The organism is Sulfitobacter sp. 1A13368, assembly GCF_043557275.1.
In the GTDB taxonomy this organism is placed as follows: Bacteria; Pseudomonadota; Alphaproteobacteria; order Rhodobacterales; family Rhodobacteraceae; genus Sulfitobacter; species Sulfitobacter faviae.
Map to the genome: position 1 here is coordinate 398197 of NZ_JBIFFR010000003.1, position 26130 is coordinate 424326.

A 26130-nucleotide genomic window follows, 5' to 3' on the forward strand; every position below is an offset into this window, starting at 1 on the left:
CCTCAAGCCAGACCCAGATAGGATATGACCATGGCAGACACAGGCGTTCAGGCCCGCAGAAGCGCGGTTTATCTGCTGGATCAGATTTTGGGCGATGAGCCGCGGCTGATGTCCGAGCTTCTTGCCGCGGGCGCGCTGGACAAGCTGCCCCCCGATGATCGGGCGCGGGCGCAGCGTCTGGCGCAGGACACGCTGCGCGGGTTGGAACGGGCGGACCGGTTGCTGCAAAAGCACCTGCAAAAGGCCCCGCCGCTGACCGTGCGCAATGTGCTGCGGGTCGGCACGGTCGAGCTTTGTCAGGGCGGGGCCGCGCATGGGGTGGTGAATGCGATGGTGAACCTCGTCTCGCAACACCGCACGCTGAGCCATCTCAAGGGGCTGACCAACGCCGTGCTGCGCAAGATCGCCGCTCAGGGGCCCGAGGCGTGGGGTGCCCTGCGCGCGCCGCGTCTGCCCAAATGGCTGCGCGGACCGCTGGCCGAGGCTTGGGGCACCGATGCCATGGCCGCGATGGAACAGGCGCATTTCGCGGGCGCACCGCTTGATCTGACCGCGAAGGGCGACGCCGCCGCGTTGGCAGAGGCCGTGGGGGGCACGCTGCTGCCGACAGGCTCGGTTCGGGTCACGGATGCCGGGCAGGTCTCAACCATGCCGGGCTTTGCCGAGGGCGATTGGTGGGTGCAAGATGCCGCCGCCGCGATCCCGGTGCGGGTGCTGGCCCCGAAGGAGGGCGAGACGGTGCTGGACCTCTGCGCCGCGCCGGGGGGCAAGACCATGCAGCTTGCCGCTGCGGGGGCGGTCGTTACCGCTGTCGACCAGTCGCATCCCCGGATGCAGCGGGTGAAGGAAAACCTTGCCCGCGTGGGGTTGAAGGCCAAGACGCTGACCAAGGATGCGCGCGCCGTGCAGGGCACATTCGACGCCATTCTGCTGGACGCGCCATGCTCCGCCACCGGCACCATCCGCCGCCACCCGGACCTGCCCTATGCCAAGGACGGATCTGAATTCGGGGATCTGATCGAGTTGCAATCCGAGTTGATCGACCATGCCTGGAGCCTGCTCAAGCCCGGCGGGCGGTTGGTGTTCTGCACCTGTAGCCTGCTGCCCGACGAGGGCGAAGTGCAGGTCGACGAAGCCTTAGAGCGGCATGGCGACATGACCGTCGACACCGCCGCGCTGGAACTGCCGGGGGTCGAGGCCGATTGGCACACCGAAGAGGGCGGGCTGCGGCTGCGCCCCGATTTCTGGGCCGATCAAGGCGGGATGGACGGGTTCTATATTGCCTGTCTGCGCAAGGACTGACCCTCACGCCTCGTCGGGTGGGGAGGGCACGGCGAGATAGGCCGCTTTCGGGATGTCGATGAGGCCGCGGAGCCCTAGCGTGGCGGCATCTGCTGCCGTGAGTCCGCCAATGGCCGCGCGCACCGCCGCGGCTGTTGCCACCGCATCGGCACCCGCTGCCGCAATATAGGGCAGGCCGGGGGTCGGGGCCGTGCGTTCCAGCACCCGCAGGTCGCCCGCGAAAGCGTCATGGCTTTCGATCAGCCGCCAAGACACCGCATCCAGCGCCGCAATATCCGCGCGTCCCTCGGCTACGGCCTTGGCCGAGGGGCGGTGACCGTGGCTTTGGCTACGCTGTGCAAACCAAAACCCCCGCGCCCGGCAATGCGCGTAAGGGGCTGCATAGCCTGATTGCGAGAACGTCTGATTGTAGGTGAAGCGCGCCGCGTGGAAATCGGAAATTGTTTCACGGGGATCATTGGCGCGGACGACGAAAACGCTGTTGTAATACCCCGGCGGGCAATCTTCGACGCCAAAGTCCGGCGTGCCGATCAGCGTGACACGGTCGTGCAGCCACAGGCGGTAAGGCATCCCGCAGGTCTGGGAGAGGGTGAGGTCGGGCGCTGTCCAGACGGCGAATTCCTCGGCATCATTGCTCAGCCTTTCCGGGGCCGGGATGCCCTGCGCGCGCAGGGCGTCACGGATCATGGCCCAGAAGCGCCCTGTCGCCTCGGCGGTCTCGGGGCGCAGGTACATCATCAGGCTGGCGATCATCGGCGGCTCCGCTTGGGGTGTGCCTGTTTAGGCCGCGCCGCCGCGCGGTGGCAAGCGTCGGTTCCCCGCCGATCCCCCGGCGCGCGGGGAAAATCCGGTGACTCATTGTGGGGCCGCGGTTATGCTGTCGCCAAACGCCAGCAGAGCGTCAGGGGCAGCTTGATATGATTAATCTTTCCAGCGACATGGCCCGCAGGGCGCGGTTTCTGAACCGCTGGCACGCTTGGCGTGCGACCCGGGGCCGGGGGCGGGTCGTCGCGTTCACCTCTTCGCCCGAGCCGCGCACCATCGGCTCTTTCGCGCGGGGGCGGCAGTTGATGGCGGGCAATTACCTCTTTGCCGGCAGCCTGCTGACCGCACCGCAAACCGCCATGTGGGACCTGACCCCGCCTGACCCCGCCTTTGCCGCGGAATTGCACGGTTTTGCATGGCTCGATGACCTTGCCGCCGTGGGCGATGCGCGGGCGCGGGGGGCGGCGCAGGCGTGGCTTTGGGGCTGGATCGACCGTTTCGGGCGCGGGCAGGGGCCGGGCTGGATCCCGGCGCTGACCGGGCGGCGGTTGATCCGTTGGATCAATCACGCGCTTTTCATGCTGCGCGGGACCGAGACGGAGCAGAGCGACGCCTTCTACCGATCCCTCGAAGGGCAGACCCGGTTCCTGTCGAAACGATGGCGCGGGGCGGCTCCCGGCCTGCCGCGTTTCGAGGCGCTGGCTGGGCTGATCTACGCCAGCCTGTCGTTGGAGGGGCTGGCCGAACTGGCCGATCCGGCGGTTAAGGCCCTCGCCCGGGAATGCGCCAGCCAGATCGATGCCGAAGGCGGGCTGCCCACGCGCAATCCCGAGGAACTGCTGGCCGTCTTCACTCTGCTGACATGGGCCGCCGCCGCGCTGAGCGATGCGGGCCGCAGCACGCCCAAAGAGCATCTGACCGCGATCGAGCGCATCGCGCCGACCCTGCGCAGCCTGCGTCATGCAGATGGGGCGCTGGCGCGGTTTCACGGCGGCGGGCGCGGCATGGAGGGCTGGCTGGACCACGCGCTGGCGGCGGCCAAGGTCAGGACGCGGCAGCCCGATGGGCTGGCCATGGGCTTTGCAAGACTGTCCGCAGGCCGCACCAGCGTGATCGTCGATGCGGCAGCCCCGCCAAGCGGTGCGGCCTCGACCAACGCCCATGCCTCGACATTGGCATTCGAGCTGACCTCGGGGCGGCGGCCCTTGGTGGTGAACTGCGGCTCCGGCGCGTCCTTCGGGCTGGAGTGGCGGCGGGCGGGGCGCGCCACGCCGTCGCATTCGGCCCTGTCGCTCGTCGGCCATTCCAGCGCGCGACTGGCAGAGCCTGACCCCCATAGCGGGGCGGAGGCGCTGATCGCGGGCCCGCGCCATGTGCCCGTCGAGATCGGCGAGGCGGCGGACGGGCTGCGTTTCGAAGGCGCGCATGACGCCTATCTGCGCAGCCACGGGCTGACCCATGCGCGGCGGCTGGAGTTGACCGCAGACGGGCGCGGCCTTTCGGGGGAGGATATGCTGCTGGCGATCGAGGGGGCGGAGAAGCGGCGCTTTGACAAAGTGCTGAACACCACCCAGTCGAAGGGCATCGCTTTCGACATCCGGTTTCACCTGCACCCGGATGTAGATGCCACGTTGGACCTTGGCGGGGCTGCGATCTCAATGGCGCTTAAAAGCGGGGAGATTTGGGTGTTTCGCCATGATGGCACGCATAATCTGTCTTTGGAACCGGGGGTTTACCTTGAGACGACCCGCTTGAAACCGCGCGCCGCGCAGCAGATCGTGCTCTCGGGCTATGCCATGAACTATGCCACGCGGGTGCGCTGGTCGTTGTCAAAAGCGCAGGAAACTGCGATTGGCGTGCGAGATTTGTCGATCGACGATCCCTATGCTGATGAAGACTGACCAAGGAACCAGCCCCATGCCCGACCTCTATCCCATCAAACGCGCCCTGCTTTCCGTATCCGACAAGACCGGTCTTTTGGACCTTGGCAAGGCCTTGGCGGCGCGGGGCGTCGAATTGCTCAGCACCGGCGGCACCGCGAAAGCGCTGCGCGACGCGGGGCTGAAGGTTCTGGATGTGGCCGATGTGACCGGCTTTCCCGAGATGATGGACGGGCGCGTGAAAACGCTGCACCCGGTCGTGCATGGCGGTCTGTTGGCCCTGCGCGACAATGACGAACACGTCGGCGCGATGAACGAACATAACATCGGCGCGATCGATCTGGTGGTGGTGAACCTCTACCCCTTCGAGGAAACCGTCGCCAAGGGCGCGGAATATGCCGAGGTGATCGAAAACATCGACATCGGCGGCCCGGCGATGATCCGCTCGGCGGCCAAGAACCATGGGTTCGTCAACGTCGTGGTCGACGTCGAAGACTACGCCGAGGTCATCGCCGAGATGGAGGCCAACGACGGCCAGACCTCCTATGCCCTGCGCCAACGTCTGGCCCAGACCGCCTATGCCCGCACCGCCGCCTATGACACCGCCGTCAGCACTTGGATGGCCGCGCAGGTCGATGCCACGCCGCGCCGTCGCACCTTCGGCGGCACGCTGGCCCAGACCCTGCGCTATGGCGAGAACCCGCATCAGCAGGCGGCCTTCTACACCGATGGCTCGAACGCTCCCGGATTGGCCAACGCCGTGCAGCATCAGGGCAAGGAACTGTCCTACAACAACATCAACGACACCGACGCGGCCTTTGCGCTGGTAAGCGAGTTCGACCCCAAGGACGGCCCCGCCTGCGCCATCATCAAACATGCCAACCCCTGTGGCGTGGCCCGTGGCGAGACGCTGCTCGAAGCCTACACCCGCGCCTTCGACTGTGACCGCACCTCGGTCTTCGGCGGCATCATCGCGCTAAACCAGCCGCTGGACGGGCCAACGGCAGAGGCCATCGCCGCGATCTTCACCGAAGTCGTCATCGCCCCCGGCGCGGACGAGGATGCCAAGCGCATCTTCGCCGCCAAGAAGAACCTGCGCCTGCTGACCACCGAAGGCCTCGCCGATCCGACCGCCGCCGAACTGGCGGTGCGGCAGGTCTCAGGCGGCTTTCTCGTGCAGGACAAGGACGTGGGCCGGATCACGCGCGATGACCTGAAAGTGGTGACCAAGCGCAAGCCGTCGGATCAGGAACTGGACGACATGCTCTTTGCCTGGACCGTGGCCAAACACGTCAAGTCCAACGCCATCATCTACGTCAAGGACGGCGCGACCGTGGGCGTGGGCGCGGGCCAGATGAGCCGCGTGGACAGCACCCGCATCGCCGCGCGCAAGGCCCAAGACATGGCCGAAGTGATGGACATCGACGCCCCCCTGACGCAAGGCTCGGTCGTGGCCTCCGATGCTTTCTTCCCCTTCGCGGACGGCCTGATCACCGCCGCCGAGGCCGGTGCCACGGCGCTGATCCAGCCCGGCGGCTCGATGCGGGACGACGAGGTGATCGCGGCGGCGGATGAGGCGGGGCTTGCCATGGTCTTCACCGGCATGCGCCACTTCCGGCACTAAACGGAGGGGAGCCCCATGCGGACATTCGGCATCGCGGCCTTCGTGGCCTTTCTGATCGACCAGATCAGCAAATATGTGGTCATTCACATGATGGAACTGGCGCGTGTCCGCTCCATCGAGGTGCTGCCGCCGGTGCTGAATTTCCGATATGGGGAAAACCGGGGCATTAACTTTGGCCTCGGCGGCGACATGAGCCAATGGGTGCTGATCGTGGTGGCGCTGGCGATCTGCGCGGGCGTCACCCTGTGGCTCTGGCGCAGCCCGCATGGGCGCTGGGCGCAGCTCAGCGGCGGCTTGCTGGTCGGCGGGGCGCTGGCGAATGTGGCGGATCGGCTGATCTACGGCTATGTGCTCGATTTCCTGAACAACTCCTGCTGCGGCATCAATAACCCTTTCGTCTACAACTTGGCGGATGTCTTTATCTTTGCCGGGGCCTTGGGGCTGATCCTCTTTACCGGAGAGCCGAAAAGCGCGCCCAAACGCCAGGGCAAAAAAGGTCAGTGACATTGCCCGCTTGCCTGCGATATTGAACAAGCAGACCCCGAAAGGAGACACCATGCGCCGCATTGCCCTCATCAGCTTGATCCCGCTGGCCCTCGCCGCCTGCAGCAATCAGGGCCTTCGCGATTTGCAGCCGACTTCTGAAGGGCCTGATGAGTTCCTGATCCAACCGGTCAAGCCGCTGGAGCGCCCCGACAACTTGAACACCCTGCCCACGCCTGCGCCGGGGCAGGCGAACCTGACCGACCGCTCGGCGGTGGCCGAAGGGGTGGCGGCATTCGGCGGGCGTTTGGATACCTCTGCTGGCATCCCGGCGGGGGATGCGGCGCTGGTCCAACATGCAAGCCGGATGGGCGTGCAGCCCGGCATCCGTGAGAGCTTGGCCGAGGCCGACGCGGAATTCCGCAAGCGCAAGGGCCGTTTCACCCAATTCCGCATCGTGCCGGTTGACCGCTACGGCCAAGCCTACAAGCGCATGATCCTCGACGCGCATAGCGAGGCAGAGCGCTGGCGCAAGGCAGGCGGACGCACGCCGTCCTACCCGCCGCAGGACACACGTTTTCGCTAGGCTTCTTGAAAGTAGCGCCAGACCGCGTAGGTAATGCGGCAGGCGATATATTTCGAGGTAAGCAATGATCCGACTGCCGATGATGGCGGCCCTGGTGGCAACGCTTTTCACAGCCCCCGCCGTGCAGGCGGGGCAGACCGAGAACGAAGCGGTCACCCATTTCACCCTTGATAACGGCATGGAGGTCGTGGTCGTCGAAGACCACCGCGCCCCGGTCGTGCAGCAAATGGTCTGGTACCGCGCAGGTTCGGCGGATGAACCCAAAGGGTCATCGGGCGTGGCGCATTTCCTTGAACACCTGCTGTTCAAAGCCACCGACAAGCTGGAAGCGGGCGAGTTTTCCGCCACCGTGGCCGCCAATGGGGGCCGCGATAACGCCTTTACCAGCTACGATTACACCGCCTATTACCAGCGCGTCGCAGCGGACCGCCTCGGCTTGATGATGGAGATGGAGGCCGACCGGATGAAGAACATCCGTCTGACCCCCGAAAACATCGAGACCGAACGTGACGTGATCCTCGAAGAGCGCAACCAGCGGACCGAGAACAACCCCGCCGCGCTGTTCAGCGAGCAGATTAACGCCGCGCAATATCTCAACCACCGCTACGGCGTGCCGATCATCGGCTGGAAACATGAGATGGAGGAGTTGGACCTCGAAGATGCGCTGTCGTTCTATGAGCTCTACTACTCACCCAACAACGCGATCCTCGTGGTCTCGGGCGATGTAACGCCGGAAGAGGTGCGCGAACTGGCCGAGGCCACCTATGGCCAAATCCCCGCCAACCCCGCCTTGCCGGAGCGTCTGCGCACCGAAGAGCCGCCCCAGATCGCCGAGCGCCGGTTGATCTACAAAGACGCCCGCGTGGCCCAGCCCTATGTCCGCCGCTCCTACCTTGCGCAGGAACGCGACAGCGGCGACCAGGAGGAAGCGGCGGCGCTCCTGCTGCTCAGCGAATTGCTAGGCGGCGGCACCACGTCCTACCTTGCCGAGAAACTGCAATTCGACGAACAGATCGCCAACTACACCGGCGCTTTCTACAAGGCCGACACGTTGGACGACACGACCTTTGACCTTGTCGTGCTGCCCGTGCCCGGCGTCAGCCTGCAACAGGCCGAAGAGGCGCTGGACGAGGCGCTGGCGCAGTTCATGGAGGCCGGGGTCGACCCCGAACACCTTGAACGCCTGAAGGCGCAGTTGCGCGCCGATCAAATCTATGCCCGCGATGACGCGGACCGCGTGGCGCACCGCTACGGTTCGGCCCTCGCCATCGGCCTCACGGTCGAAGACGTGCAGGCATGGCCCGATGTGCTTCAAGCCGTCACCGCCGAGGACATCATGCAGGCCGCCCGCGACCTGTTCGACAAACGCGCATCGGTCACCGGCTGGCTGATGAAGGAGGACGCGCAATGAGACTGATCTACGCCCTGATCCTGACGGTAATTGCCGCACTCCCCGCCCGCGCCGAGGTCGATATTCAGGAGGTGACCAGCCCCGGCGGCATCACCGCTTGGCTGGTCGAGGAGCCTTCGATCCCCTTCGTGGCGTTGGAAATCCGTTTCCGTGGCGGCGCGTCTCTCGATGCCCCCGGCAAACGCGGTGCGATCAACCTGATGACCGGCCTCTTGGAAGAAGGGGCGGGCGAGATGGACGCCCGCGCCTTCAGCCGCGCGACCGAAGCGCTGGCCACGAACCTCAGCTTTGATGTCTCTGACGATGCGCTTTCCGTCTCCGCACGTTTCCTGACCGAGAACCGCGCGCCCTCGATCGACCTTCTGCGCGCGGCCCTTCAGGAGCCACGTTTCGACGAAGACGCCATTGAGCGCGTGCGCGGCCAAGTGATTTCGAACATCCAGTCGAACCAGAAAGACCCCAACAAAATCGCCCAACAGACCTTTGACCGGATCGCCTTTGGGGATCACCCCTATGGCAGTTCGCTCAATGGTACGTTGGAAAGCGTCGCGGGCCTGACCCGTAACGATCTGCTCGCCGCGCATCGCGCGGTGCTGGCGCGGGACCGCATCATCGTTGGCGTGGTGGGCGACATCACACCCGAAGAATTGGGCCAGATGCTCGACAAGCTGTTGGGGGGGCTGCCCGCCGAAGGTGCGCCGATGCCGCCCCGGGCCGAGGTCGATATCCCCAGTGGCACCACGGTCGTCGATTTCGCCACGCCGCAATCCGTCGCGCTCTTTGGTCAGCCCGGCCTCGCGCAGGACGATCCCGATTGGTTCACCGCGACGGTGCTGAACCACGTCCTCGGTGGCGGCGGTTTCGAATCCCGGCTGATGACCGAGGTGCGCGAGAAACGTGGCCTGACCTACGGCATCTATTCCTACCTCGCCCCGCGTGATCTGGCCGAGACCTACCTCGGCTCTGTCAGCTCGTCCAATGACCGCATCGCCGAAGCGATCGAGGTGATCCGCGCCGAATGGGCCAAGGCCGCCGCCGAAGGCATCACGCAAGAGGAACTGGACGCGGCCAAGACCTATATCACCGGAGCCTATCCGCTGCGCTTCGATGGGAACACGCCCATTGCCAACATCCTCGTCGGCATGCAGATGCTTGGCTTGCCGACCGACTATATCGCGACCCGCAACGACAGGGTCGAGGCGGTCACGCTTGAAGATGTCAAACGCGTCGCTGCCGAGCTGTTGGAGCCCGAAAACCTGCATTTCGTTGTCGTTGGCCAGCCCGAAGGGCTAGAGGCCGCAGACACAGCGCAGGACTGAAAAAAGCGCCGCTCCCGACAGGGGCGGCGCTTCTGCGTAGGCAGGGCGGCGGGCGTTACTCGCCGTAGGGCACCCAGATATTCTTGACCTCGGTCGCGGCCTGTAGGAAGTCGCGCCCCGCGCCCTCGGCCCCGAACCAATCCCGCGCCATGCCGTGGTTGACCCAGCTGCGTTTGATGTTGCTCGCGGCCCCTTTCTCCACAATGCCGGAAAGCGCCGCGGCGCCGAAGGACCAGACCGCATCCACATCCATATGACGCGCCATCGCCTCGGCCAGATCCGTTTGTGGTCCGGTCAGGATATTCACCACGCCCGCGGGCACGTCCGATGTCTCAAGCACCTGAACGAAGTCCGTCGCCGCCAGCGGGAAGGGTTCGGAGGCCGAAAGGATCACCCGGTTGCCCAGGGCGATGGCGGGGGCCATGCAGGAAATCAGCCCCAGCAAAGGCGCCTCGGCAGGGCACAGCGCCCCGATCACGCCCACGGGTTCCTTCATCGCCAGTGCCACGCCGCGGATCGGCACGCCGTGAACCTGACCGTCGTATTTATCGGCCCAAGCGGCATAGGTGAAAAGCCGGTCGATGGCCGCATTGACCTCCCTACGGCCCGTCTTCGTGCCCTGCATCGCATCCAGACGTGCTGCGAATTCATCCCCCCGTGCGGAAAGGTTCTCGGCAATGTAGTACAGGATCTGCGCCCGCAGATGGCCGGTGGTTTTCGACCAGCCCTTCGCCGCATGCGCCGCCTCGACCGCATTGCGCAGGTCCTTGCGGTTGGCGAGGCTCACATGCCCCAACAGACCGCCCGACTTGCCCCAAACCGGCGCGGAATAGCCGCCATCGGGCCGCGCCTGTTTGCCACCGATAAAGAGCTTCGCAGTCCGGTCGATCCCATCCTCCGGCGCACCCTCACCTGAGAAGGCTTCGATCTCCTTCAAAGGCTTCCGCGCCGTCTTGGGCTTGGTATAGCCCGCCAGACCTTCCCAACCGCCCTCGCGGCCAAAGCCGCTTTCACGCTTGCCGCCGAACCCGGCTGCGGCATCCATCATATTGGTGCCATTGACCCAAACGATCCCGGTCTCCAACTTCGGCGCGATGTCGAGGGCAAGGTTCACATTCTCGGTCCAGACCGTCGCCGCCAGACCGTAGCGCGTGTTATTGGCCAGCTGCACCGCCTCGCCGGGCGTGCGGAAGGTGGTGGAGACCAGCACAGGCCCGAAAATCTCTTCCTGCATCAGCCGATCCGCCGGGTTCAGCCCGGTAATCAGGGTGGGCGGATAGAAACAGCCATTCTCCGGCATCGTCCCCGGTGCCACGAAACGCTCACCGGCGGTATTGGCCTCGACCATTTCGCTCACGCGCTTGTATTGCACCGGGTCGACCAGCGCGCCCACGTCAATGCTTTTGTCCAAGGGATCGCCAACGCGCAGTTTCTCCATCCGTGCGCGCAGCTTGGCATAAAACCGATCCGCGACCGGCTCATGCACCAGCAAGCGCGACCCGGCACAGCAGACCTGCCCCTGATTGAACCAGATCGCATCGACCAGCCCTTCGACTGCGCTGTCCAGATCGGCATCATCGAAAACGATGTAAGGCGATTTGCCACCCAGCTCCAAGGTCAGCGCCTTGCCGGACCCCGCCGTCACCTCGCGAATGCGGCGGCCAACGGCGGTGGAGCCGGTAAAGGCGATCTTGTCGATATCGTCATGGCCGACGATCATCTCGCCCACGGTGCCATCGCCCGTCACGATGTTGACCACACCCTTGGGCAGCCCGGCCTGACGGCAGATATCGGCAAACAAAAGCGCGGTCAGCGAGGTGTATTCCGCAGGCTTCAACACCACGGTATTACCCATCGCCAGTGCGGGCGCGATCTTCCACGCCAGCATTAGCAGGGGGAAGTTCCAGGGGATGATCTGCCCGCAAACCCCAAGCGCCTGCGCATCGGGCAGTTCGCTCTCCATCAACTGCGCCATGCCCGCGTGATAATAGAAATGCCGCTGCGCCAATGGCACGTCAATATCGCGCGCCTCACGAATGGGCTTGCCGTTGTCCAAGACCTCCAAGACCGCAAACAAACGCGCGTGTTTCTGCAACAGCCGCGCCAGCGCATAGATATGCCGCGCCCGGCCATGGCCGCCAAGCTTCTCCCACTTGGGCTGCGCCTTGCGCGCCGCCTTCACGGCGGCATCCACATCGCCCTGCGACGCCTGCGTCAAACTGGCCAAGACCTCACCCGTCGCCGGGTTCGTGCTGTCAAACCCCGCCCCCGGTGCGGTGAAGGCGCCATCGATGAAATGGCCAAACCGCCCGCCCTGATCGACGATCCACGCCAGCGCATCTGCCGCCGATTCCGGGGCTGGCCCGTATTCCATGCTTTCGAATATGTCGGACACGCTCATGCCTTCATCCTTTTCCAAATACCTTCCCGCAGCCTGCAACGGGCTCAGGCGGTCGCGTGGCGGTAAGCCGCCGAATAATTGCCGGTCACATGATGCTCCAACTGCCGCTCGATATCGCCCAAGAGCGAGGACGCCCCAAAGCGGAACAGGTCAGGCTGCAACCAACGGTCGCCCAGCTCTTCCTTCATCAGCGCCAGATAGGTGATCGCATCCTTGGCCTTCGAGATGCCGCCCGCGGGCTTGTAGCCCACGCGCACGCCGGTGCGCGCGTAATACTCGCGGATCGCGCGGATCATGACGAGGCTCACGGGCAGGGTGGCGTTCACGCTTTCCTTGCCGGTCGAGGTCTTGATGAAATCGGCCCCGGCCATCATGCAAACCAGCGACGCGCGCGCCACATTGCGCAGCGATCCCAATTCGCCGGTGGCGAGGATCGCCTTTACATGGGCCTCGCCGCAGGCCTCGCGGAAGGCGCGCATTTCATCGTAAAGCGCCTGCCAGTCGCCCGAGAGCACATGACGGCGCGAGATCACGATGTCGATCTCACTCGCACCGGCCTCAACACTCATCTCGATCTCGCGAATGCGCAGTTCCAAGGGCGACAGCCCTGCCGGGAACCCGGTCGAGACGGCGGCGATGGGAATGTTCGTGCCCTTCAGCGCGCGCCGCGCGGCGGGGATCATCTCGTGATAGACGCAGACCGCGCCGGTGGTGATCGGCGCCATGCCAAGCGCCTCGAGCAGATCGGGCGCAATCGGTTGGCGCGCCTTGGCGCAAAGCCGCTCGACCCGGCGTGCGGTGTCGTCGCCCGAAAGGGTCGTCAGGTCGATACAGGTCACCGCGCGCAGCAGCCACGCGGCTTGGTGGTCCTTTTTCAGCGAACGGCGGGCGGGCAGGGCGGTGGCGCGGCGCTCGATCGCCGAGGTATTCGCCTGCACCGAGCGCAGCCAATCCATATCAAGCGGCATCGGTTCGACGCGGGGGGCGGTGACCTGGGGCAGATGGCGCGGCGCGTCGGTCTCTGTCTCACGGTGCTGCGGGGTCGTCTGGGTGGCCATCGGGGTCTCTCCGGTTTGGTCAGGCGCGCAAAATGGCATGGGGCAGGGGCCAAAGCAAGCGACGCTAACCCCGCGTCACCGGTCGAATGCCTGAAAAACAGGCGAAATGTGGAAATTGTTAATGAGAACCATTCTCAACTGTTGACTTAATTGAGAATCGTTCTCACTAATACCTCCATGACACATGCATCTGATCCGTTTCGCCCGTCCCGCCGCACCGCTTTGATCGGCAGCCTGAGCGCATTTGCCCTGCTCGGGGCCGCGCCCGCTGCCTTTGCCGCGCCAAAGCTCAACGTCGTTGCGACCACCGGCATGATCGCTGACGCCGTCCGGCGGATCGGTGGCGATCTGGTGGAGGTCCGCTCGCTCATGGGGTCGGGCGTTGATCCGCACAGCTACCGCCAGACGCGCAGCGACATCGTGGCGTTGACCCGGGCCGATCTGGTGCTCTGGCACGGCCTTTACCTTGAGGCGCAGATGGAGCGGTTCTTTGAGGATCTGGGCCGGAAACGCGCCGTGATCGCCGTGGCCGAAGCCCTGCCCAAGGAGGGGCTGCTAAGCCACCCGGATTACGAGGGCCGCTATGACCCGCACGTCTGGATGGACCCCAACACATGGATCGCCGTGGTGGATGAGGTGACCCGCGCGCTGAGTGAAGCACATCCGGCGGGGGCCGAGACTTTTGCCGCGAATGCCAAGACCTACCGCGCGGAACTGGACCAACTCGCCGCCTATGCCGCCGAGACCGTGGCGCAGGTGCCCGAAGGCCAGCGCGTCTTGGTCACGGCGCATGATGCCTTTAGCTACTTCGGACGCGCCTTCGGCTTCGAGGTGATCGGCATTCAAGGCATCTCGACCAACAGCGAGGCGGGGCTCAATCGCATCTCTTCGCTGGTCGATGAGCTTGTCGAACGCGAGATCGGCGCGGTTTTCGTCGAAACCTCGGTGTCCGACCGTAACATGCGCGCACTGGTCGAGGGGGCTGCGGCGCGCGGTCATAAGGTCGTGATCGGCGGGTCGCTTTATAGTGACGCCATGGGGGAACCGGGCAGCTATGAAGGCACTTATATCGGTATGATCGATCACAACGTCACCACCATCGCCCGCGCGCTTGGCGCGCCGGTGGATGCGGGCGGGATGACCGGCAAGCTGGCACAGGGAAGCTGATTCATGACACTCGAACTCGCCAGCACGCGTGAGACCGCGCCGACCGCCCGCGCCGACAGCCCGCTCGCCCTGCGTGGGATGACCGTTTCCTACGGGCAGAAGCCTGCGGTCTTTTCGGTGGATATGACCGTCGAGCCGGGCAAGATGACGGCGATCATCGGGCCGAACGGGGCGGGGAAATCGACGCTGCTCAAGGCCGCTTTGGGCATCCTTACCCCGCTGGCGGGCACCGCCACCGTCTATGGCAAGCCGGTGGCCGAGCAGCGCCACCGCATCGCCTATGTGCCGCAGCGTGCGAGCGTGGATTGGGATTTCCCAACCCGCGTGATCGACGTGGTGCTGATGGGGCTTTACCCGCAACTGGGCCTTCTGGGCCGCATCCGCCCCGTACACCGCGCCCGCGCCGCCGATTGTCTGGCCCGCGTCGGGATGGAGGATTTCGCCACCCGCCAGATCGGCCAACTCTCGGGCGGCCAGCAGCAGCGGGTGTTCCTTGCGCGGGCCTTGGCGCAGGATGCGGATCTCTACCTGCTCGACGAACCCTTTGCCGGGGTCGATGCGGCGACGGAAAAGGCGATCATCGCGGTGCTTAAATCCCTGCGGGATGCCGGCAAGACGGTCGTCGCCGTGCATCATGATCTGTCCACGGTGCCTGAGTATTTCGACAATGTCTTCCTGATCAACACCCACCGTGTGGCCGAGGGCAGCGTCGCGGAGGTCTTCAAGTCCAACCACCTACAAGACGCCTATGGCGGGCGTTTGGCGGGCGCGCAGATGGATGCTTTGCAACTGTCATGATCTGGGACGCGCTGACACTGCAACTGGGCTATAATGCCACGCTGGTGACGCTGGGTGCCACGCTTTTGGGCATGGCGGCAGGCGTTGGTGGCACCTTCTTGTTTCTGCGCAAACGGGCGTTGGTGAGCGATGCAATTTCGCATGCGACACTGCCCGGCGTGGCGCTGGCCTTCATGGTGATGGTCGCTTTGGGCGGCGATGGGCGCAATCTGATCGGCCTGCTGCTGGGGGCTGCGCTGTCGGCGGGGGTGGGGCTGCTCTTGGTCTCATGGCTCAGCAACCGCACGCGACTGGCCGAAGATGCGGCGATCGGTTCGGTCCTGTCGGTTTTCTTTGGCCTTGGCATCGTGTTGCTCACGGTGATCCAGACCATGAGCGCGGGGCGTCAGGCGGGGCTGGAGGATTTCCTTTTGGGCTCCACCGCCGGGATGCTGCGCAGCGATGCGCTGATCATCGCCGTGGCGGCGGCGCTGACGCTGGCGCTGGTGCTGCTCTTGCGCCGCCCGCTGACGCTGGCCTCTTTCGATCCCGAATATGGCACCGCCATCGGGCAGAACGTGCCGCGCACGGATCTGGCGATGATGGGGCTGGTGCTGGCCGTGACGGTGGTCGGGCTCAAGATCGTGGGGCTGATCCTGATCGTGGCGCTGCTGATCATCCCGCCCGTCACCGCGCGTTTCTGGAGCGAGCGGACCGACCATGTGGTGTTGATTTCGGGCGCGCTCGGCGGCATTGCGGCCTATATCGGCGCGGCGCTGTCAGCGGCGCAGCCGAACCTGCCGACGGGGCCGATCATCGTTCTGGTGGGCTTCGCGCTCTTTGCGCTATCGCTGCTGTTGGCACCGGGGCGCGGGGCACTGTCGGCGCTACTGCGGCACCGGCGCTATCAGCGTCGGGTCCATCTGCGGCAGGGGCTCTTGGCCTTGGCCCATGGGCAGCCGATCTATGAACATCTCACCCTGCGCCTGCTGCGGTCCGAGGGCTACGCCCTGCCCGATGGGGTCGCCACCAAGGCGGGCCGGGGCCGCGCGGCCAAGGCGCTGCGCGATGAAACCCGCTGGCAACTGATCCGCCGCGATCCAGCTTACGAGGCGGCGGCCCAGCAATATGACGGTCTGACCCCCATCGAGACGGTGCTGACCGCCGACCAAATCCGCGAAATCGACAGCCGCATCGACATGCGCGGCGGGGTGATGGCATGAACGGTTCCGAATTCGTCCCCCTGTCTTTGGTGCCGATGCTGACGGGCATCTTCGTGGCGGTGGCCTGCGCCTTGCCGGGGAACTTCCTTGTCCTGCGCCGCCAAGCGTTGATCGGCGATGCAATCAGCCATGTGGTGCTGCCGGGGATCGTCGTGGCGTTCCTGCTGACCGGTGTGGTCAGCACTTGGCCGATGCTACTGGGCGCAGCGGGGGCAGCGTTGGTCGCCGTGCTGGCCATCGAAGGCGTGCGGCGTTTGGGCAAGATCGAATCCGGCGCGGCCATGGGCGTGGTCTTTACCGCGATGTTCGCGGGCGGCGTGCTGCTGCTGGAACAATCCGACACCAGCAATGTGCATCTCGACGTGGAACATGCGCTTTATGGCAACCTCGAAAGCCTGATCTGGCTGGATGCGACCGGCTGGGGATCGCTGCTCGACCCCGAGGCGCTGGCGACCATCCCGGTGGAGCTGCCGCGCATGGCGATCACGTTTCTTTTCGTTGCGCTTTTCACGGCGGTGTTCTGGCGTCCGCTCAAGATCAGCACATTCGACGAAGGCTTTGCCCGCACCATCGGGATGAAGACCGGCCCCTTGGGCCTCGGGCTGGTGATCGTTGCCGCCATTGCCGCCGTGGCCGCCTTTGACGCGGTGGGCAGCATCATCGTGATCGCCATGTTCATCTGCCCGCCCGCTGCGGCGCGGATGATGACCAACCGGCTGGAGCATCAGATTGCATGGTCGGTGGGTTTTGCCACGGTGGCCGCGATTTTGGGCTATGTCTTGGCAGGTTACGGGCCGCTGTGGATTGGGCTGCGGGATTCGGTCTCGGCGGCGGGGATGATCGCGACTGTCTCAGGGCTGATCCTTGGCGCCGCGGCAGTGATGGGGCCGCATCGGCATAGAGGCGCCGCCGCGCCCACTGCTTAACCGAATCGCAACGATTCGTTTTATCGGCGACTGATTCGCTTTTGCTTTGACCTGTGATTCGTCCTGCGTCTATACAGGTGACAAGCTCCGCCGGAGACGACTTGTACCCGGGTCGCCCGCCGCTCTGATAAGACCGGAATAACAAAAGCACCAGTGCGCCGAGTAGCCGACCCAGCAGCGGATCGCCCCACCTTTGGCGGCGGTCCGCTGACTTTGCCCAGAACCTCTGATACCCGGCTCTCATAGACGCATTCACATCTGGCAGAATCAAAAGCCGCCATGCTAGGTCTTGCGGTATGCCCAGCCCGACCCCCAATATAAGCGAAGTTCGCCCCGTCATCCGTCAGTTGGACGATTCCGCGATCAACCGCATCGCCGCGGGCGAGGTGGTCGAACGGCCCGCCTCGGCGGTCAAGGAATTGGTCGAGAACGCCATCGACGCGGGCGCGCGGCGCATCACCGTGGAATATGCCGATGGCGGCAAGACGATGATCCGTGTCACGGACGATGGCTGCGGCATCGCGCCCGAAGATTTGCCGCTGGCCCTGTCGCGTCATGCGACCTCTAAAATCGACGGCTCCGACCTGCTGGATATCCACACCTTCGGCTTCCGCGGCGAGGCGTTGCCCTCGCTCGGCGCTGTCGGGCGGCTCACGATAACCAGCCGCACGGCTGGGTTCGACGGGGCCGAGATCACCGTCGACGGGGGCCGCATGGGCGAGGTGCGCCCGGCGGCGTTGAACGGCGGCACCATCGTCACCCTGCGCGATCTGTTCTTCGCCACGCCTGCGCGGCTCAAATTCCTGCGCACCGACCGGGCCGAGGCGCAGGCGATTGGCGATGTCATCAAGCGGCTGGCCATGGCCGAGCCCTTCGTGCGTTTCGTGCTGCGCGATGTCTCGGGCGACGGTAAGGGCCGCGATGTGTTCCGCGCCGAGGCCGAACAGGGCGATCTTTTCGATGCGCTGCATGGCCGTCTGGCGCAGGTGCTGGGCCGGGAGTTTGCCGAGAATGCCCTGCCTATTGATGCGATGCGCGAGGGGCTGCATCTGACCGGTTTCGCCGCCCTGCCGACCTACTCGCGCGGCTCTGCCGTGGCGCAATATCTCTTCGTGAATGGCCGCCCGGTGCGGGACAAACTGCTGACGGGCGCCCTGCGCGGCGCCTATTTCGATTTCCTCAGCCGCGACCGTCACCCGGCGGCGGCGCTTTTCGTGGAATGCCCGCCGACGCTGGTCGATGTGAACGTGCATCCCGCGAAATCCGAAGTGCGCTTTCGCGATCCGGGGTTGGCGCGCGGGCTGATCGTCTCGGCCCTGCGCCACGCGCTGGCCGAAGCGGGCCACCGCGCGTCGACCACCGTGGCGCAGGCGACCCTGGGCGCGATGCAGCCCGAGCCGCAGGGCGCGCGGGTCTACCAGATGGACCGCGCCGGCATGGACCGCCCCAGCCCCGCCGCACGGGAGGCCGCCTATCAGGCGCAGGCCCCCGGCTTTGCCGAGACCGCAGGCGTTTGGGGCCGGGTGGAGGGCACGCCGCTGCCCGAGACCCCCGCGCCGAGCCACGTCGCCGCCCCCGAAGCCGAAGAGGCCGCGCCCGCCCCTGATTACCCGCTTGGCACCGCGCGGGGGCAGGTGCACGAAAATTACATCATCGCCCAGACCGCCAATGGCATGGTCATCGTCGATCAGCACGCGGCGCATGAGCGGCTGGTCTATGAGAAACTCAAGCGCCAGATGAACGAGAACGGCGTCGCGGCCCAAGCGCTGCTGATCCCCGAAATCGTCGAACTGTCCGCCAATGACTGCGCGCGGCTGCTGGAACTGGCGGAGGAACTGGCGAAACTCGGCCTCGGCATCGAAGCCTTCGGCGGCAGCGCCATCGCGGTACGCGAGACGCCTGCGATCCTCGGCACCGTGAACGCCCGTGCGCTGATCCTCGACGTGCTCGATGAATTGGCCGAGGGCGAGAGCAGCAACATCGTTCAGGCCAAGATCGAAGCGATCCTGAGCCGGGTGGCTTGTCATGGCTCGATCCGCTCGGGCCGCTGGATGCGCGCCGAAGAGATGAACGCGCTCTTGCGCGAGATGGAGGCGACGCCGCATTCGGGCCAGTGCAACCACGGGCGGCCCACCTATGTTGAACTCAAACTCGCCGATATCGAACGGCTGTTCGGGCGCACTTGATGGAGCTTGGCGGCACGACGTTGAACCTGTCTGACCCTGTGACGCTCTTGGCCTTTGCGGGCGCGGGGCTGCTGTTGCTCATCGTCATCCTGCTGATCATGGCGGTGCGCGCCGCGGGTCGTTCGGCCCGTGTGACCGCCCCCTTGGCACAGCAGATGCGCGTGCTTGGCGGCCATGTGCAGCAATTGGGGCAGGGGCAGGAGCAGTTGCGCGGGGGGCTGCAAATGGTCTCGGACACGCAAAGCAATACCCAAGCGCAGATGATGCAGACGATGGAAGCGCGGCTGGCCTATGTGCAGCAGCAGATGCAGGACCGTCTGGCCGACAACGCCGCCCGCTCGGCCCGCTCGCTGGCCGAGATGCAGCAGCGCATGACCGAGACGCTGCACGGCTCGTCCAAACGCACCACCACAAGCCTTGCGCAGTTGCAGGAACGGCTCGCCTCCATCGACAAGGCGCAGGACAATATCACCAAACTGTCGGGCGACGTGCTGTCGCTGCAAGACATCCTGAGCAACAAGCAGACGCGCGGGTCTTTCGGTGAAATCCAGTTGCGGGATATCGTGTCGAAAGCCCTGCCAAGCGACAGCTATTCGCTGCAAGCCACGCTCAGCAACGGCAAGCGGCCCGATTGCCTGATCCATCTGCCCAACCCGCCGGGCCCGATCGTGATCGACAGTAAATTCCCGCTGGAGGCCTATGAGGCCCTGCGCCGCGCCAAGACCGAAGCCGAGACCCGCGCCGCCGCCCAGCAGATGAAGACCGCCGTGCGGGTGCACCTGAACGCCATTTCTGACAAATATATTCTGGAGGGGGAGACGGCTGAGGGCGCTCTGATGTTTTTGCCCTCCGAGGCGGTCTATGCTGAGCTGCACGCGAACTTCCCCGAACTGGTCCGCGAAGGGTTTGAGAAACGTGTCTGGATCGTCAGCCCGACCACCTGCATGGCCACGCTCAACACCATGCGCGCCATTCTGAAAGACGCGCGGATGCGCGAACAGGCGGGGGCGATCCGCAAGGAACTGGGCAACCTGAACAAGGATGTCGAGCGCTTGGCGACCCGGGTGGGCAACCTCGACCGGCATTTCACCCAAGCGCGGCGGGACGTGGAAGAGATCAAGGTCAGCAGCGAAAAAGCCGCCAAACGCGCGGGGCGCTTGCATAATTTCGACTTCGAAGAACTGGCAGAAGCCAAAACCGAGGCTATTGTTCCCCTAAGGACACCCGAAGGGAACGGCTGAATGAACGACGTGGACATTACCGGGATGACGCTGGAGGCGATGCAGACGCGGGCCGCCGCGTTGCGCAGCGATATCTTGCAAACACCGGTGGTGACGCTGTCTTCTCCCATGATCGACGAGGTGCTGGGCGGCGCGCGGGTCGCGCCCAAGCTGGAGTGTTTTCAGCATACCGGCACCTTCAAGGCCCGCGGCGCGCTGTCGGTGGCGCGACAGCTTGACGATGACACCCGCGGGCGCGGGATCACCGCGGCCAGCGCGGGCAACCACGCCATCGCCGCAGGCTGGGCCGCCGCCAAGCTGGGCATCAGCGCCAAGGTGGTGATGCAGGACAACGCCAATCCCTTTCGCGTCGCCCTCGCCCGTGCCACCGGGGCCGAGGTCATCCTGAAACCCGCCGGGCAAGAGACCTTTGCCGAGGCCGAGCGGCTGGTGCGCGAAGAGGGGCGGTTCTTTATCCATCCTTTCGAGGGGCTGCACACCTCGCTCGGCACCGCCGGGGTGGGGCTGGAACTGATGGCGCAGGTGGCGGATTTGGACGCGGTCGTCGTCTCTGTCGGCGGTGGCGGGCTGATCAGCGGTGTCGCCGCCGCGGTCAAGGCGATCAACCCCGCTTGTCGGGTCTATGGCGTGGAGCCCGAGGGCGCCGACAGCATGTCGCAAAGCCTCGCCTCCGGTGCGCCGGTGACGATCCCTGAGGTCAACACGATCGCCGACAGCCTTGGCCCGCCGATGGCGCTGCCTTTCGGCCATGCGCTTTGCGCGGTCTATGTCGACGATGTGGTGACGGTCAGCGACGATGCGATCTGCGCCGGGATGGTGGTGCTGCAACAGGCGGCGAAACTGGCGGTGGAACCTGCCGCCGGGGCCGCGATGGCGGGGGCGCTCGGCCCCCTGCGCGGGCAACTGTCAGGGCGGCGGGTCGGCGTGATCGTCTGCGGGGCCAATATCGACACCGACAGCTATTTGGGCCAACTCAGCCGCGGGCAAGCGGCGCTCGACAGCCTGCTGTCCTAGTGCCCTCCAAGGGGCTTTGCACGTGGTCGCGGTGCTGCGTGCATTTTCCAAGAAAATCTATCGGGCGCTGCAACTTTAACTCCCCTTTACCCGTGGGTGCCCCATATCCAAAGTTCCGGACCAAAGCAGGACGCCTATGCCTTTCGAAGCTCTGAACGACAGTACCCTCCCTCAACAGCCGCTTGGGCGGCGTGTCGCCGTGATTGGCGGCGGGATTTCAGGCATGGGGGCGGCGCATATGCTGGCACCTGCGGACCGCGTCACCCTCTATGAGGCGGGGGCCAAGATCGGCGGCCATGCGCGGACGGTGATCGCGGGCAAGAATGGCGATCAGCCGGTCGATACCGGGTTCATCGTGTTCAACTATGCCAACTACCCGCATCTTGCCGCGCTCTTTGCGGAGTTGGACGTGCCGGTCGTACCCTCGAACATGAGCTTTGGCGCGTCGATTGATGGCGGGCGGCTGGAATATGCGCTGACCAATTTCAACGCCGTCTTCGCCCAAAAACGCAATATGTTCAGCCCGCCGTTTCTGCGGATGCTGCGCGACATCGTGCATTTCAACAAGAACGCGCTTGCCGTCTCGCGCGATCCTTCCATGACCATTGCGGAGTTTCTCGAACAGCTGGGCACCGGGCCATATTTCCGCGACTTCTATCTGTCGCCCCTTTCGGGCGCGATCTGGTCCACCCCGACGGAAAAGATCATGGATTTCCCGGCCCATGCCATGGTCAATTTCTTCGAGAACCACGCGCTGTTGAACTATTCCGGCCAGCATCAGTGGTACACGGTAAAGGGCGGCTCGCGCCAATATGTCGACCGGTTGGAGAGTGCCCTGCGCGCCAAAGGTGTCGACCTGCGCACCGACAGCCCTGTGCAGGCGGTGCGCCGCACGGCGCAGGGGGCCGAGGTCCGCGCCTATGGCGGGGAATGGGAGACTTTCGACGAGGTGATCTTTGCCACCCATTCCGACGACACGCTGGCGATGCTGTCCGATCCGACGGAGGCTGAGCAACGCGCCCTCGGGGCAATCCGCTACCAACCCAATGACATCGTGCTACACGCTGACGCCAGCATCATGCCCAAGCGGCGCTCTACTTGGGCGTCGTGGGTCTATGCCGAGGATCGCGAGCAGAAGTCCGACCGGATCGACCTGACCTATTGGATGAACTCGCTGCAACCGATCCCGCAGGATGATCCGCATTTTGTGACGCTCAACACCAAACGCACCATCCGTGAGGAGTTGATCTATGACCAGGTGACCCTGCGCCATCCGGTCTATGACCTTGCCGCCTTGGGCGCGCAGGACGAGGTACGCGCCTTCAACGGCAGCCATAACACATGGTTCTGCGGGGCATGGCTGCGCAATGGTTTCCACGAAGACGGGCTGGCCAGCGCGGTGGATGTGGTCGAACGGATGCAAGCCGCGCGGGCGGCGCCCTTGGCGGCGGAGTGACGGCACAGGTCGATCATATCCGCGGCCAGACCTTCCATGGCCGCAAGGGCGCGGTCGAGAACCGTTTCCGCTATTCGGTCGACTATGTGATCTGCGACGCCGAGGCCGAGGCGCTGGCGACGCCTGCGCTTTTCGCCCGCAATGGTGGAAATGTGACCAGCCTGCACGACAGCGACCACGGCGGCGCGCCGGGGCAGGGACGCGGCGCCCTTTGGGTACGCGAGGTTTTGGCGGCGCATGACATCACCGCGGTCGCACGGATCGAACTGTTGGCACAGCCGCGGGTGCTGGGCCATGTCTTCAACCCGGTCAGCTTTTGGCTCTGCCGTCGGGCCGATGATGCGCTGATTGCCGTGATTGCCGAGGTCACGAATACCTATGGCGACCGGCATTCCTATCTCTGCCATCACCCCGATCTGCGCCCCATCGCGCCCGAGGATCGCTTGCGGGCCGCAAAGCTCATGCATGTCTCGCCCTTTCAGGACATCTCGGGCGGCTATGTCTTTCGCTTTGACATCAGTGCTGAGCGGATCGGCATCTGGATCGATTTCACGGATGGGGAGAACGGGTTGATCGCCACCTTGACCGGGCCGCGTGCGCCGCTGACGAATGGCCGTATCCTCTGGTCGCTGCTGCGCCGCCCCTTTGGGGCGCGGCGGGTGCTGGCGTTGATCCATTGGCAGGCGCTGAAACTCTGGCTCAAGGGTGCGGGGTTCCGCAACCGCCCCGAGGCGCCTGCGGTCGAGGTTTCCCGCGATGCGGCCCATGGCGCGGGTGGGCGATGAGGGCGCGCGCGGCCTGGCTGCCTGCCTATGCGCTTTACGCCGCATTGCTCGCCGCGGCGGGGCTGCCAATCTACATTCACGCGCCGAAGTTCTATGTCGATGAATATGAGGTTTCGCTGACGGCGCTTGGCTCTGTGCTTTTTGGATTGCGGCTATTGGACGTGGTGCAAGACCCCGCGCTTGGATGGCTGGCCCAAGCGCTGGGCCACAAACGCGGGCTGGCGGTGACGGTGGCGGGGGCGGTGATGGCGCTGGCGATGCTGGGGCTTTTCGCGGTGCCCGCCCCGGTGGCGCCCGTGCTGTGGTTCGCCCTGATGCTGACGCTGGTCTTCTCGGCCTTCAGCTTTCTGACCATCTGTTTCTATGCCCAAGGGGTGGCCAAGGCCGACAGCCTGCCGGGGGCCGGGCATCTGACCCTTGCCCGCTGGCGCGAGACAGGGGCGCTTTTGGGCGTCTGTCTGGCCTCGGTTGCGCCCCTGCTGTTGGGCTTAACGCTGGATCGCCCCTTTGCTGGCTTCGCGGTGGGCTTCGCGGTTTTGGCGCTTTGGGCCACGGTCGCGATGCGCGGGGAATGGCGGGCGGCGGGGCTGCCAAGCGCCAGTGGTTTCGGCACCGTCTTGCGTGACAGGCAGGCGCGGCGGCTGTTGCTGATCGCGCTGGTCAATGCCGCCCCGGTTGCTGTGACCTCGACCCTGTTTCTCTTTTACGTCGAACTGGCGCTTGAGGCACCGGGATGGGAGGGGCCGCTCTTGCTGCTGTTTTTCATCGCAGCGGCGGCGGCAGCCCCGCTTTGGGGGGTGCTGGCCGAACGCCACGGCCCGCGCCGGGTGCTCTTGGCGGCGATGGCCTTGGGCATCGCCGCTTTCGGCGGGGCGCTGTTTCTGGGTCCGGGGGATGTGGTGCTTTTCGCCTTAGTCTGTCTGGCTTCCGGCGCGGTCTTGGGAGCCGACCTCACCCTACTGCCTGCCATGTTCGCCAGCCGCATGGCGCAGATTTCCCCCTCGGCAGCCGAAGGCTTTGGCCTTTGGTCTTTCGTGTCCAAACTGACCTTGGCTTTCGCGGCGGCGGCCCTACTTCCCGCACTAGAAGGTGCAGGGTTGCAGACCGCGACGGGAACCAGTTCCGACACATCCATCTCCCTGTTGATCTGGTTCTATGCCGGTGTACCTTGCGCCCTGAAATTGCTGGCGATCGCTCTTCTCGCCGGTGCAAAAGACGTGGAGACATCGTGACAGAGCCGCTGATCTTTATCGCTGTCGGGCTGGGCCTTGGTCTATTGCTCACCTTCCTGCGCCGCCGGTTGGGGGAGTTTCACGGGCAATCGCCCAGCGACTATGTGGATTCCTTCCCCGTCTTCGACCTGCGTTTGCATCTGCGCGATGAGATGATCTGCGAAGGCGTGATTTTCGGCCCCCTTGGCCGGGTCACCAGCAGTTTTACGGCTAAGTTCGACGTGTCTTGGGAGGGCGATGTCGCCACGGTGGCCGAGAGTTTTCGCTATAACGATGGTTCGCGTCAGCAGCGCGAATGGACCGTGACACTGGGCGAGAATGGCCGTTTCACCAGCACCGCGCCGGATGTGATCGGGGTGGGGCAGGGCGTTCAGGCTGGTCCGACATTGCAGTTGCGCTATCGTATCCAACTGCCCGAGGAACTGGGCAGCCATGTGCTGAAAACCGTCGATTGGATGTATCTCACCCCCGATGGCACCATCGTCAATCGCAGCCAGTTTCGGAAGTTCGGGATCAAAGTAGCAGAATTGGTCGCCACCCTGCGACCGACGGAGGAAAGATGAAAGACTGGCAAGGCAAGACCTATTGGCTGGTGGGCGCGAGCGACGGGCTTGGCGCGGCGCTGGCGCATCAGCTGAGCCGCACCGGGGCCGAGGTGATCCTCTCGGCCCGGTCCGAAGATAAGCTGACCGAGCTCGCGCAGGCGCTGCCGGGGCGGGCGCGGGTGCGGGTCTTGGATGTGACCGATGACGAAGACGTCGCACAGGCGGCCAAGGATGTGGGGCCGATCGATGGGTTGGTCTATCTGGCGGGGGCCTATTGGCCCTTCGGCGCGCAGGAGTGGGACGCGAAACATGGGGTGACCATGGCCGATGTGAACTTCACCGGCTTGATGCGCGTCTTGGGGCAGGTGGTGCCGCAGATGGTCGCCCGCGATCACGGGCATATCGTCATCACTTCCAGCCTGACCGCCTATCGCGGGCTGCCCGGCTCCATCGGCTATACGGCCTCCAAGGCGGCGACGCTGTCCTTGGCGGAATGCATGCATGCCGATCTGCGCAAGACGGGCGTGCAGGTGCAGGCGATCAACCCGGGCTTTATCAAGACCCAGTTGACCGACAAGAACGATTTCAAAATGCCCTTTTTGATGGAGCCCGATGATGCCGCGCGCCGTGTGTTCGAGCATATGAACAGCGACAGTTTCAAACTGGATTTCCCTTACGGCTTCTCACTGCTGTTCCGTTTGGGGCGCTTTCTGCCGGATTGGCTGTATTACCGGTTCTTTTCCTGAAGG

General features: G+C 64.9%; 22 protein-coding genes. 19 read left to right on the forward strand and 3 right to left on the reverse strand.

The window, feature by feature from the left end; translation table 11 throughout:
* Window positions 1-30: 30 nt before the first annotated feature.
* A complete protein-coding gene (locus tag ACGYK4_RS09085; RefSeq protein ID WP_394430824.1) occupies window positions 31-1302 on the forward strand; it encodes an RsmB/NOP family class I SAM-dependent RNA methyltransferase in 1272 nt (423 codons plus the stop codon).
* A gap of 3 nt (window positions 1303-1305) precedes the next feature.
* Here the strand turns inward: ACGYK4_RS09085 and ACGYK4_RS09090 are convergent, their stop codons facing one another.
* The gene (locus ACGYK4_RS09090; protein ID WP_394430826.1) at window positions 1306-2055 is read right to left on the reverse strand and encodes a phosphate/phosphite/phosphonate ABC transporter substrate-binding protein; all 750 of its coding nucleotides are present in this window, start codon (window positions 2053-2055) and stop codon (window positions 1306-1308) included.
* Between the two features lie 164 nt (window positions 2056-2219).
* Between ACGYK4_RS09090 and ACGYK4_RS09095 the strand changes: the two genes are divergently transcribed.
* From ACGYK4_RS09095 to ACGYK4_RS09120, 6 genes are all read left to right on the forward strand, one after another.
* Window positions 2220-3968 carry a heparinase II/III family protein gene (locus ACGYK4_RS09095; protein ID WP_394456093.1) on the forward strand — a complete coding sequence of 583 codons (1749 nt, stop codon included), beginning with the start codon at window positions 2220-2222 and terminating at the stop codon, window positions 3966-3968.
* Window positions 3969-3984: 16 nt separating this feature from the next.
* Window positions 3985-5571 carry a bifunctional phosphoribosylaminoimidazolecarboxamide formyltransferase/IMP cyclohydrolase gene (purH, locus tag ACGYK4_RS09100; protein ID WP_394456095.1) on the forward strand — a complete coding sequence of 529 codons (1587 nt, stop codon included), beginning with the start codon at window positions 3985-3987 and terminating at the stop codon, window positions 5569-5571.
* A 15-nt stretch (window positions 5572-5586) separates the two neighbouring features.
* The gene (gene lspA, locus ACGYK4_RS09105) at window positions 5587-6075 is read left to right on the forward strand and encodes a signal peptidase II (protein ID WP_394456096.1); all 489 of its coding nucleotides are present in this window, start codon (window positions 5587-5589) and stop codon (window positions 6073-6075) included.
* A 52-nt stretch (window positions 6076-6127) separates the two neighbouring features.
* Window positions 6128-6640 (forward strand): DUF3035 domain-containing protein, encoded by a 513-nt coding sequence (locus ACGYK4_RS09110; RefSeq protein ID WP_394430834.1) that lies wholly within the window; start codon window positions 6128-6130, stop codon window positions 6638-6640.
* A 64-nt stretch (window positions 6641-6704) separates the two neighbouring features.
* Window positions 6705-8051 carry a M16 family metallopeptidase gene (locus ACGYK4_RS09115; protein WP_394430836.1) on the forward strand — a complete coding sequence of 449 codons (1347 nt, stop codon included), beginning with the start codon at window positions 6705-6707 and terminating at the stop codon, window positions 8049-8051.
* Window positions 8048-9370 (forward strand): M16 family metallopeptidase, encoded by a 1323-nt coding sequence (locus tag ACGYK4_RS09120; protein WP_394456097.1) that lies wholly within the window; start codon window positions 8048-8050, stop codon window positions 9368-9370. Before ACGYK4_RS09115 ends, ACGYK4_RS09120 begins: the two co-directional genes overlap by 4 nt.
* Window positions 9371-9425: 55 nt before the next feature.
* Here ACGYK4_RS09120 and ACGYK4_RS09125 read toward each other — a convergent pair whose 3' ends face one another.
* Together ACGYK4_RS09125 and deoC are read right to left on the reverse strand one after the other, a co-directional pair.
* Window positions 9426-11771: an aldehyde dehydrogenase family protein gene (locus ACGYK4_RS09125; RefSeq protein WP_394456098.1), complete on the reverse strand. Its 2346-nt coding sequence runs from the start codon at window positions 11769-11771 to the stop codon at window positions 9426-9428.
* Window positions 11772-11815: 44 nt separating this feature from the next.
* Entirely contained in the window at window positions 11816-12829 is a 1014-nt protein-coding gene (gene deoC, locus ACGYK4_RS09130) for a deoxyribose-phosphate aldolase (RefSeq protein ID WP_394456100.1), read from the reverse strand.
* A 177-nt stretch (window positions 12830-13006) separates the two neighbouring features.
* On the opposite strand from deoC, the gene ACGYK4_RS09135 reads away from it, so the two are divergent.
* The 12 genes from ACGYK4_RS09135 to ACGYK4_RS09190 all read left to right on the forward strand — a co-directional run bounded on the left by ACGYK4_RS09135 (window position 13007) and on the right by ACGYK4_RS09190 (window position 26127).
* Window positions 13007-13996 carry a metal ABC transporter solute-binding protein, Zn/Mn family gene (locus tag ACGYK4_RS09135; protein ID WP_394456101.1) on the forward strand — a complete coding sequence of 330 codons (990 nt, stop codon included), beginning with the start codon at window positions 13007-13009 and terminating at the stop codon, window positions 13994-13996.
* Window positions 13997-13999: 3 nt separating this feature from the next.
* On the forward strand, window positions 14000-14794 hold the full coding sequence (locus ACGYK4_RS09140; RefSeq protein ID WP_394449736.1) for a metal ABC transporter ATP-binding protein: 795 nt from the start codon (window positions 14000-14002) through the stop codon (window positions 14792-14794).
* Window positions 14791-15996, forward strand: coding sequence for a metal ABC transporter permease (locus tag ACGYK4_RS09145; protein ID WP_394430846.1), 1206 nt, complete (start codon window positions 14791-14793; stop codon window positions 15994-15996). Before ACGYK4_RS09140 ends, ACGYK4_RS09145 begins: the two co-directional genes overlap by 4 nt.
* On the forward strand, window positions 15993-16922 hold the full coding sequence (locus ACGYK4_RS09150) for a metal ABC transporter permease (RefSeq protein WP_394408699.1): 930 nt from the start codon (window positions 15993-15995) through the stop codon (window positions 16920-16922). The genes ACGYK4_RS09145 and ACGYK4_RS09150 overlap by 4 nt, the downstream gene beginning before the upstream one ends.
* Before the next feature lie 296 nt (window positions 16923-17218).
* Complete coding sequence (mutL, locus tag ACGYK4_RS09155) at window positions 17219-19108, forward strand: DNA mismatch repair endonuclease MutL (protein WP_394456103.1); 1890 nt, start codon at window positions 17219-17221, stop codon at window positions 19106-19108.
* Window positions 19105-20349 (forward strand): DNA recombination protein RmuC, encoded by a 1245-nt coding sequence (locus tag ACGYK4_RS09160; protein WP_394456105.1) that lies wholly within the window; start codon window positions 19105-19107, stop codon window positions 20347-20349. Before mutL ends, ACGYK4_RS09160 begins: the two co-directional genes overlap by 4 nt.
* On the forward strand, window positions 20350-21363 hold the full coding sequence (locus ACGYK4_RS09165; protein ID WP_394456107.1) for a pyridoxal-phosphate dependent enzyme: 1014 nt from the start codon (window positions 20350-20352) through the stop codon (window positions 21361-21363). It begins immediately after the preceding gene.
* A gap of 136 nt (window positions 21364-21499) precedes the next feature.
* Window positions 21500-22819, forward strand: coding sequence for an NAD(P)/FAD-dependent oxidoreductase (locus ACGYK4_RS09170; RefSeq protein ID WP_394456109.1), 1320 nt, complete (start codon window positions 21500-21502; stop codon window positions 22817-22819).
* Window positions 22816-23604 (forward strand): DUF1365 domain-containing protein, encoded by a 789-nt coding sequence (locus tag ACGYK4_RS09175; RefSeq protein ID WP_394430854.1) that lies wholly within the window; start codon window positions 22816-22818, stop codon window positions 23602-23604. Before ACGYK4_RS09170 ends, ACGYK4_RS09175 begins: the two co-directional genes overlap by 4 nt.
* Window positions 23601-24836: an MFS transporter gene (locus ACGYK4_RS09180; RefSeq protein ID WP_394456110.1), complete on the forward strand. Its 1236-nt coding sequence runs from the start codon at window positions 23601-23603 to the stop codon at window positions 24834-24836. Before ACGYK4_RS09175 ends, ACGYK4_RS09180 begins: the two co-directional genes overlap by 4 nt.
* Window positions 24833-25399: a DUF3833 family protein gene (locus ACGYK4_RS09185; RefSeq protein ID WP_067267771.1), complete on the forward strand. Its 567-nt coding sequence runs from the start codon at window positions 24833-24835 to the stop codon at window positions 25397-25399. The genes ACGYK4_RS09180 and ACGYK4_RS09185 overlap by 4 nt, the downstream gene beginning before the upstream one ends.
* Window positions 25396-26127, forward strand: a complete 732-nt coding sequence (locus ACGYK4_RS09190) for an SDR family NAD(P)-dependent oxidoreductase (protein WP_394430858.1) — start codon at window positions 25396-25398, stop codon at window positions 26125-26127. The genes ACGYK4_RS09185 and ACGYK4_RS09190 overlap by 4 nt, the downstream gene beginning before the upstream one ends.
* Window positions 26128-26130: the final 3 nt, after the last annotated feature.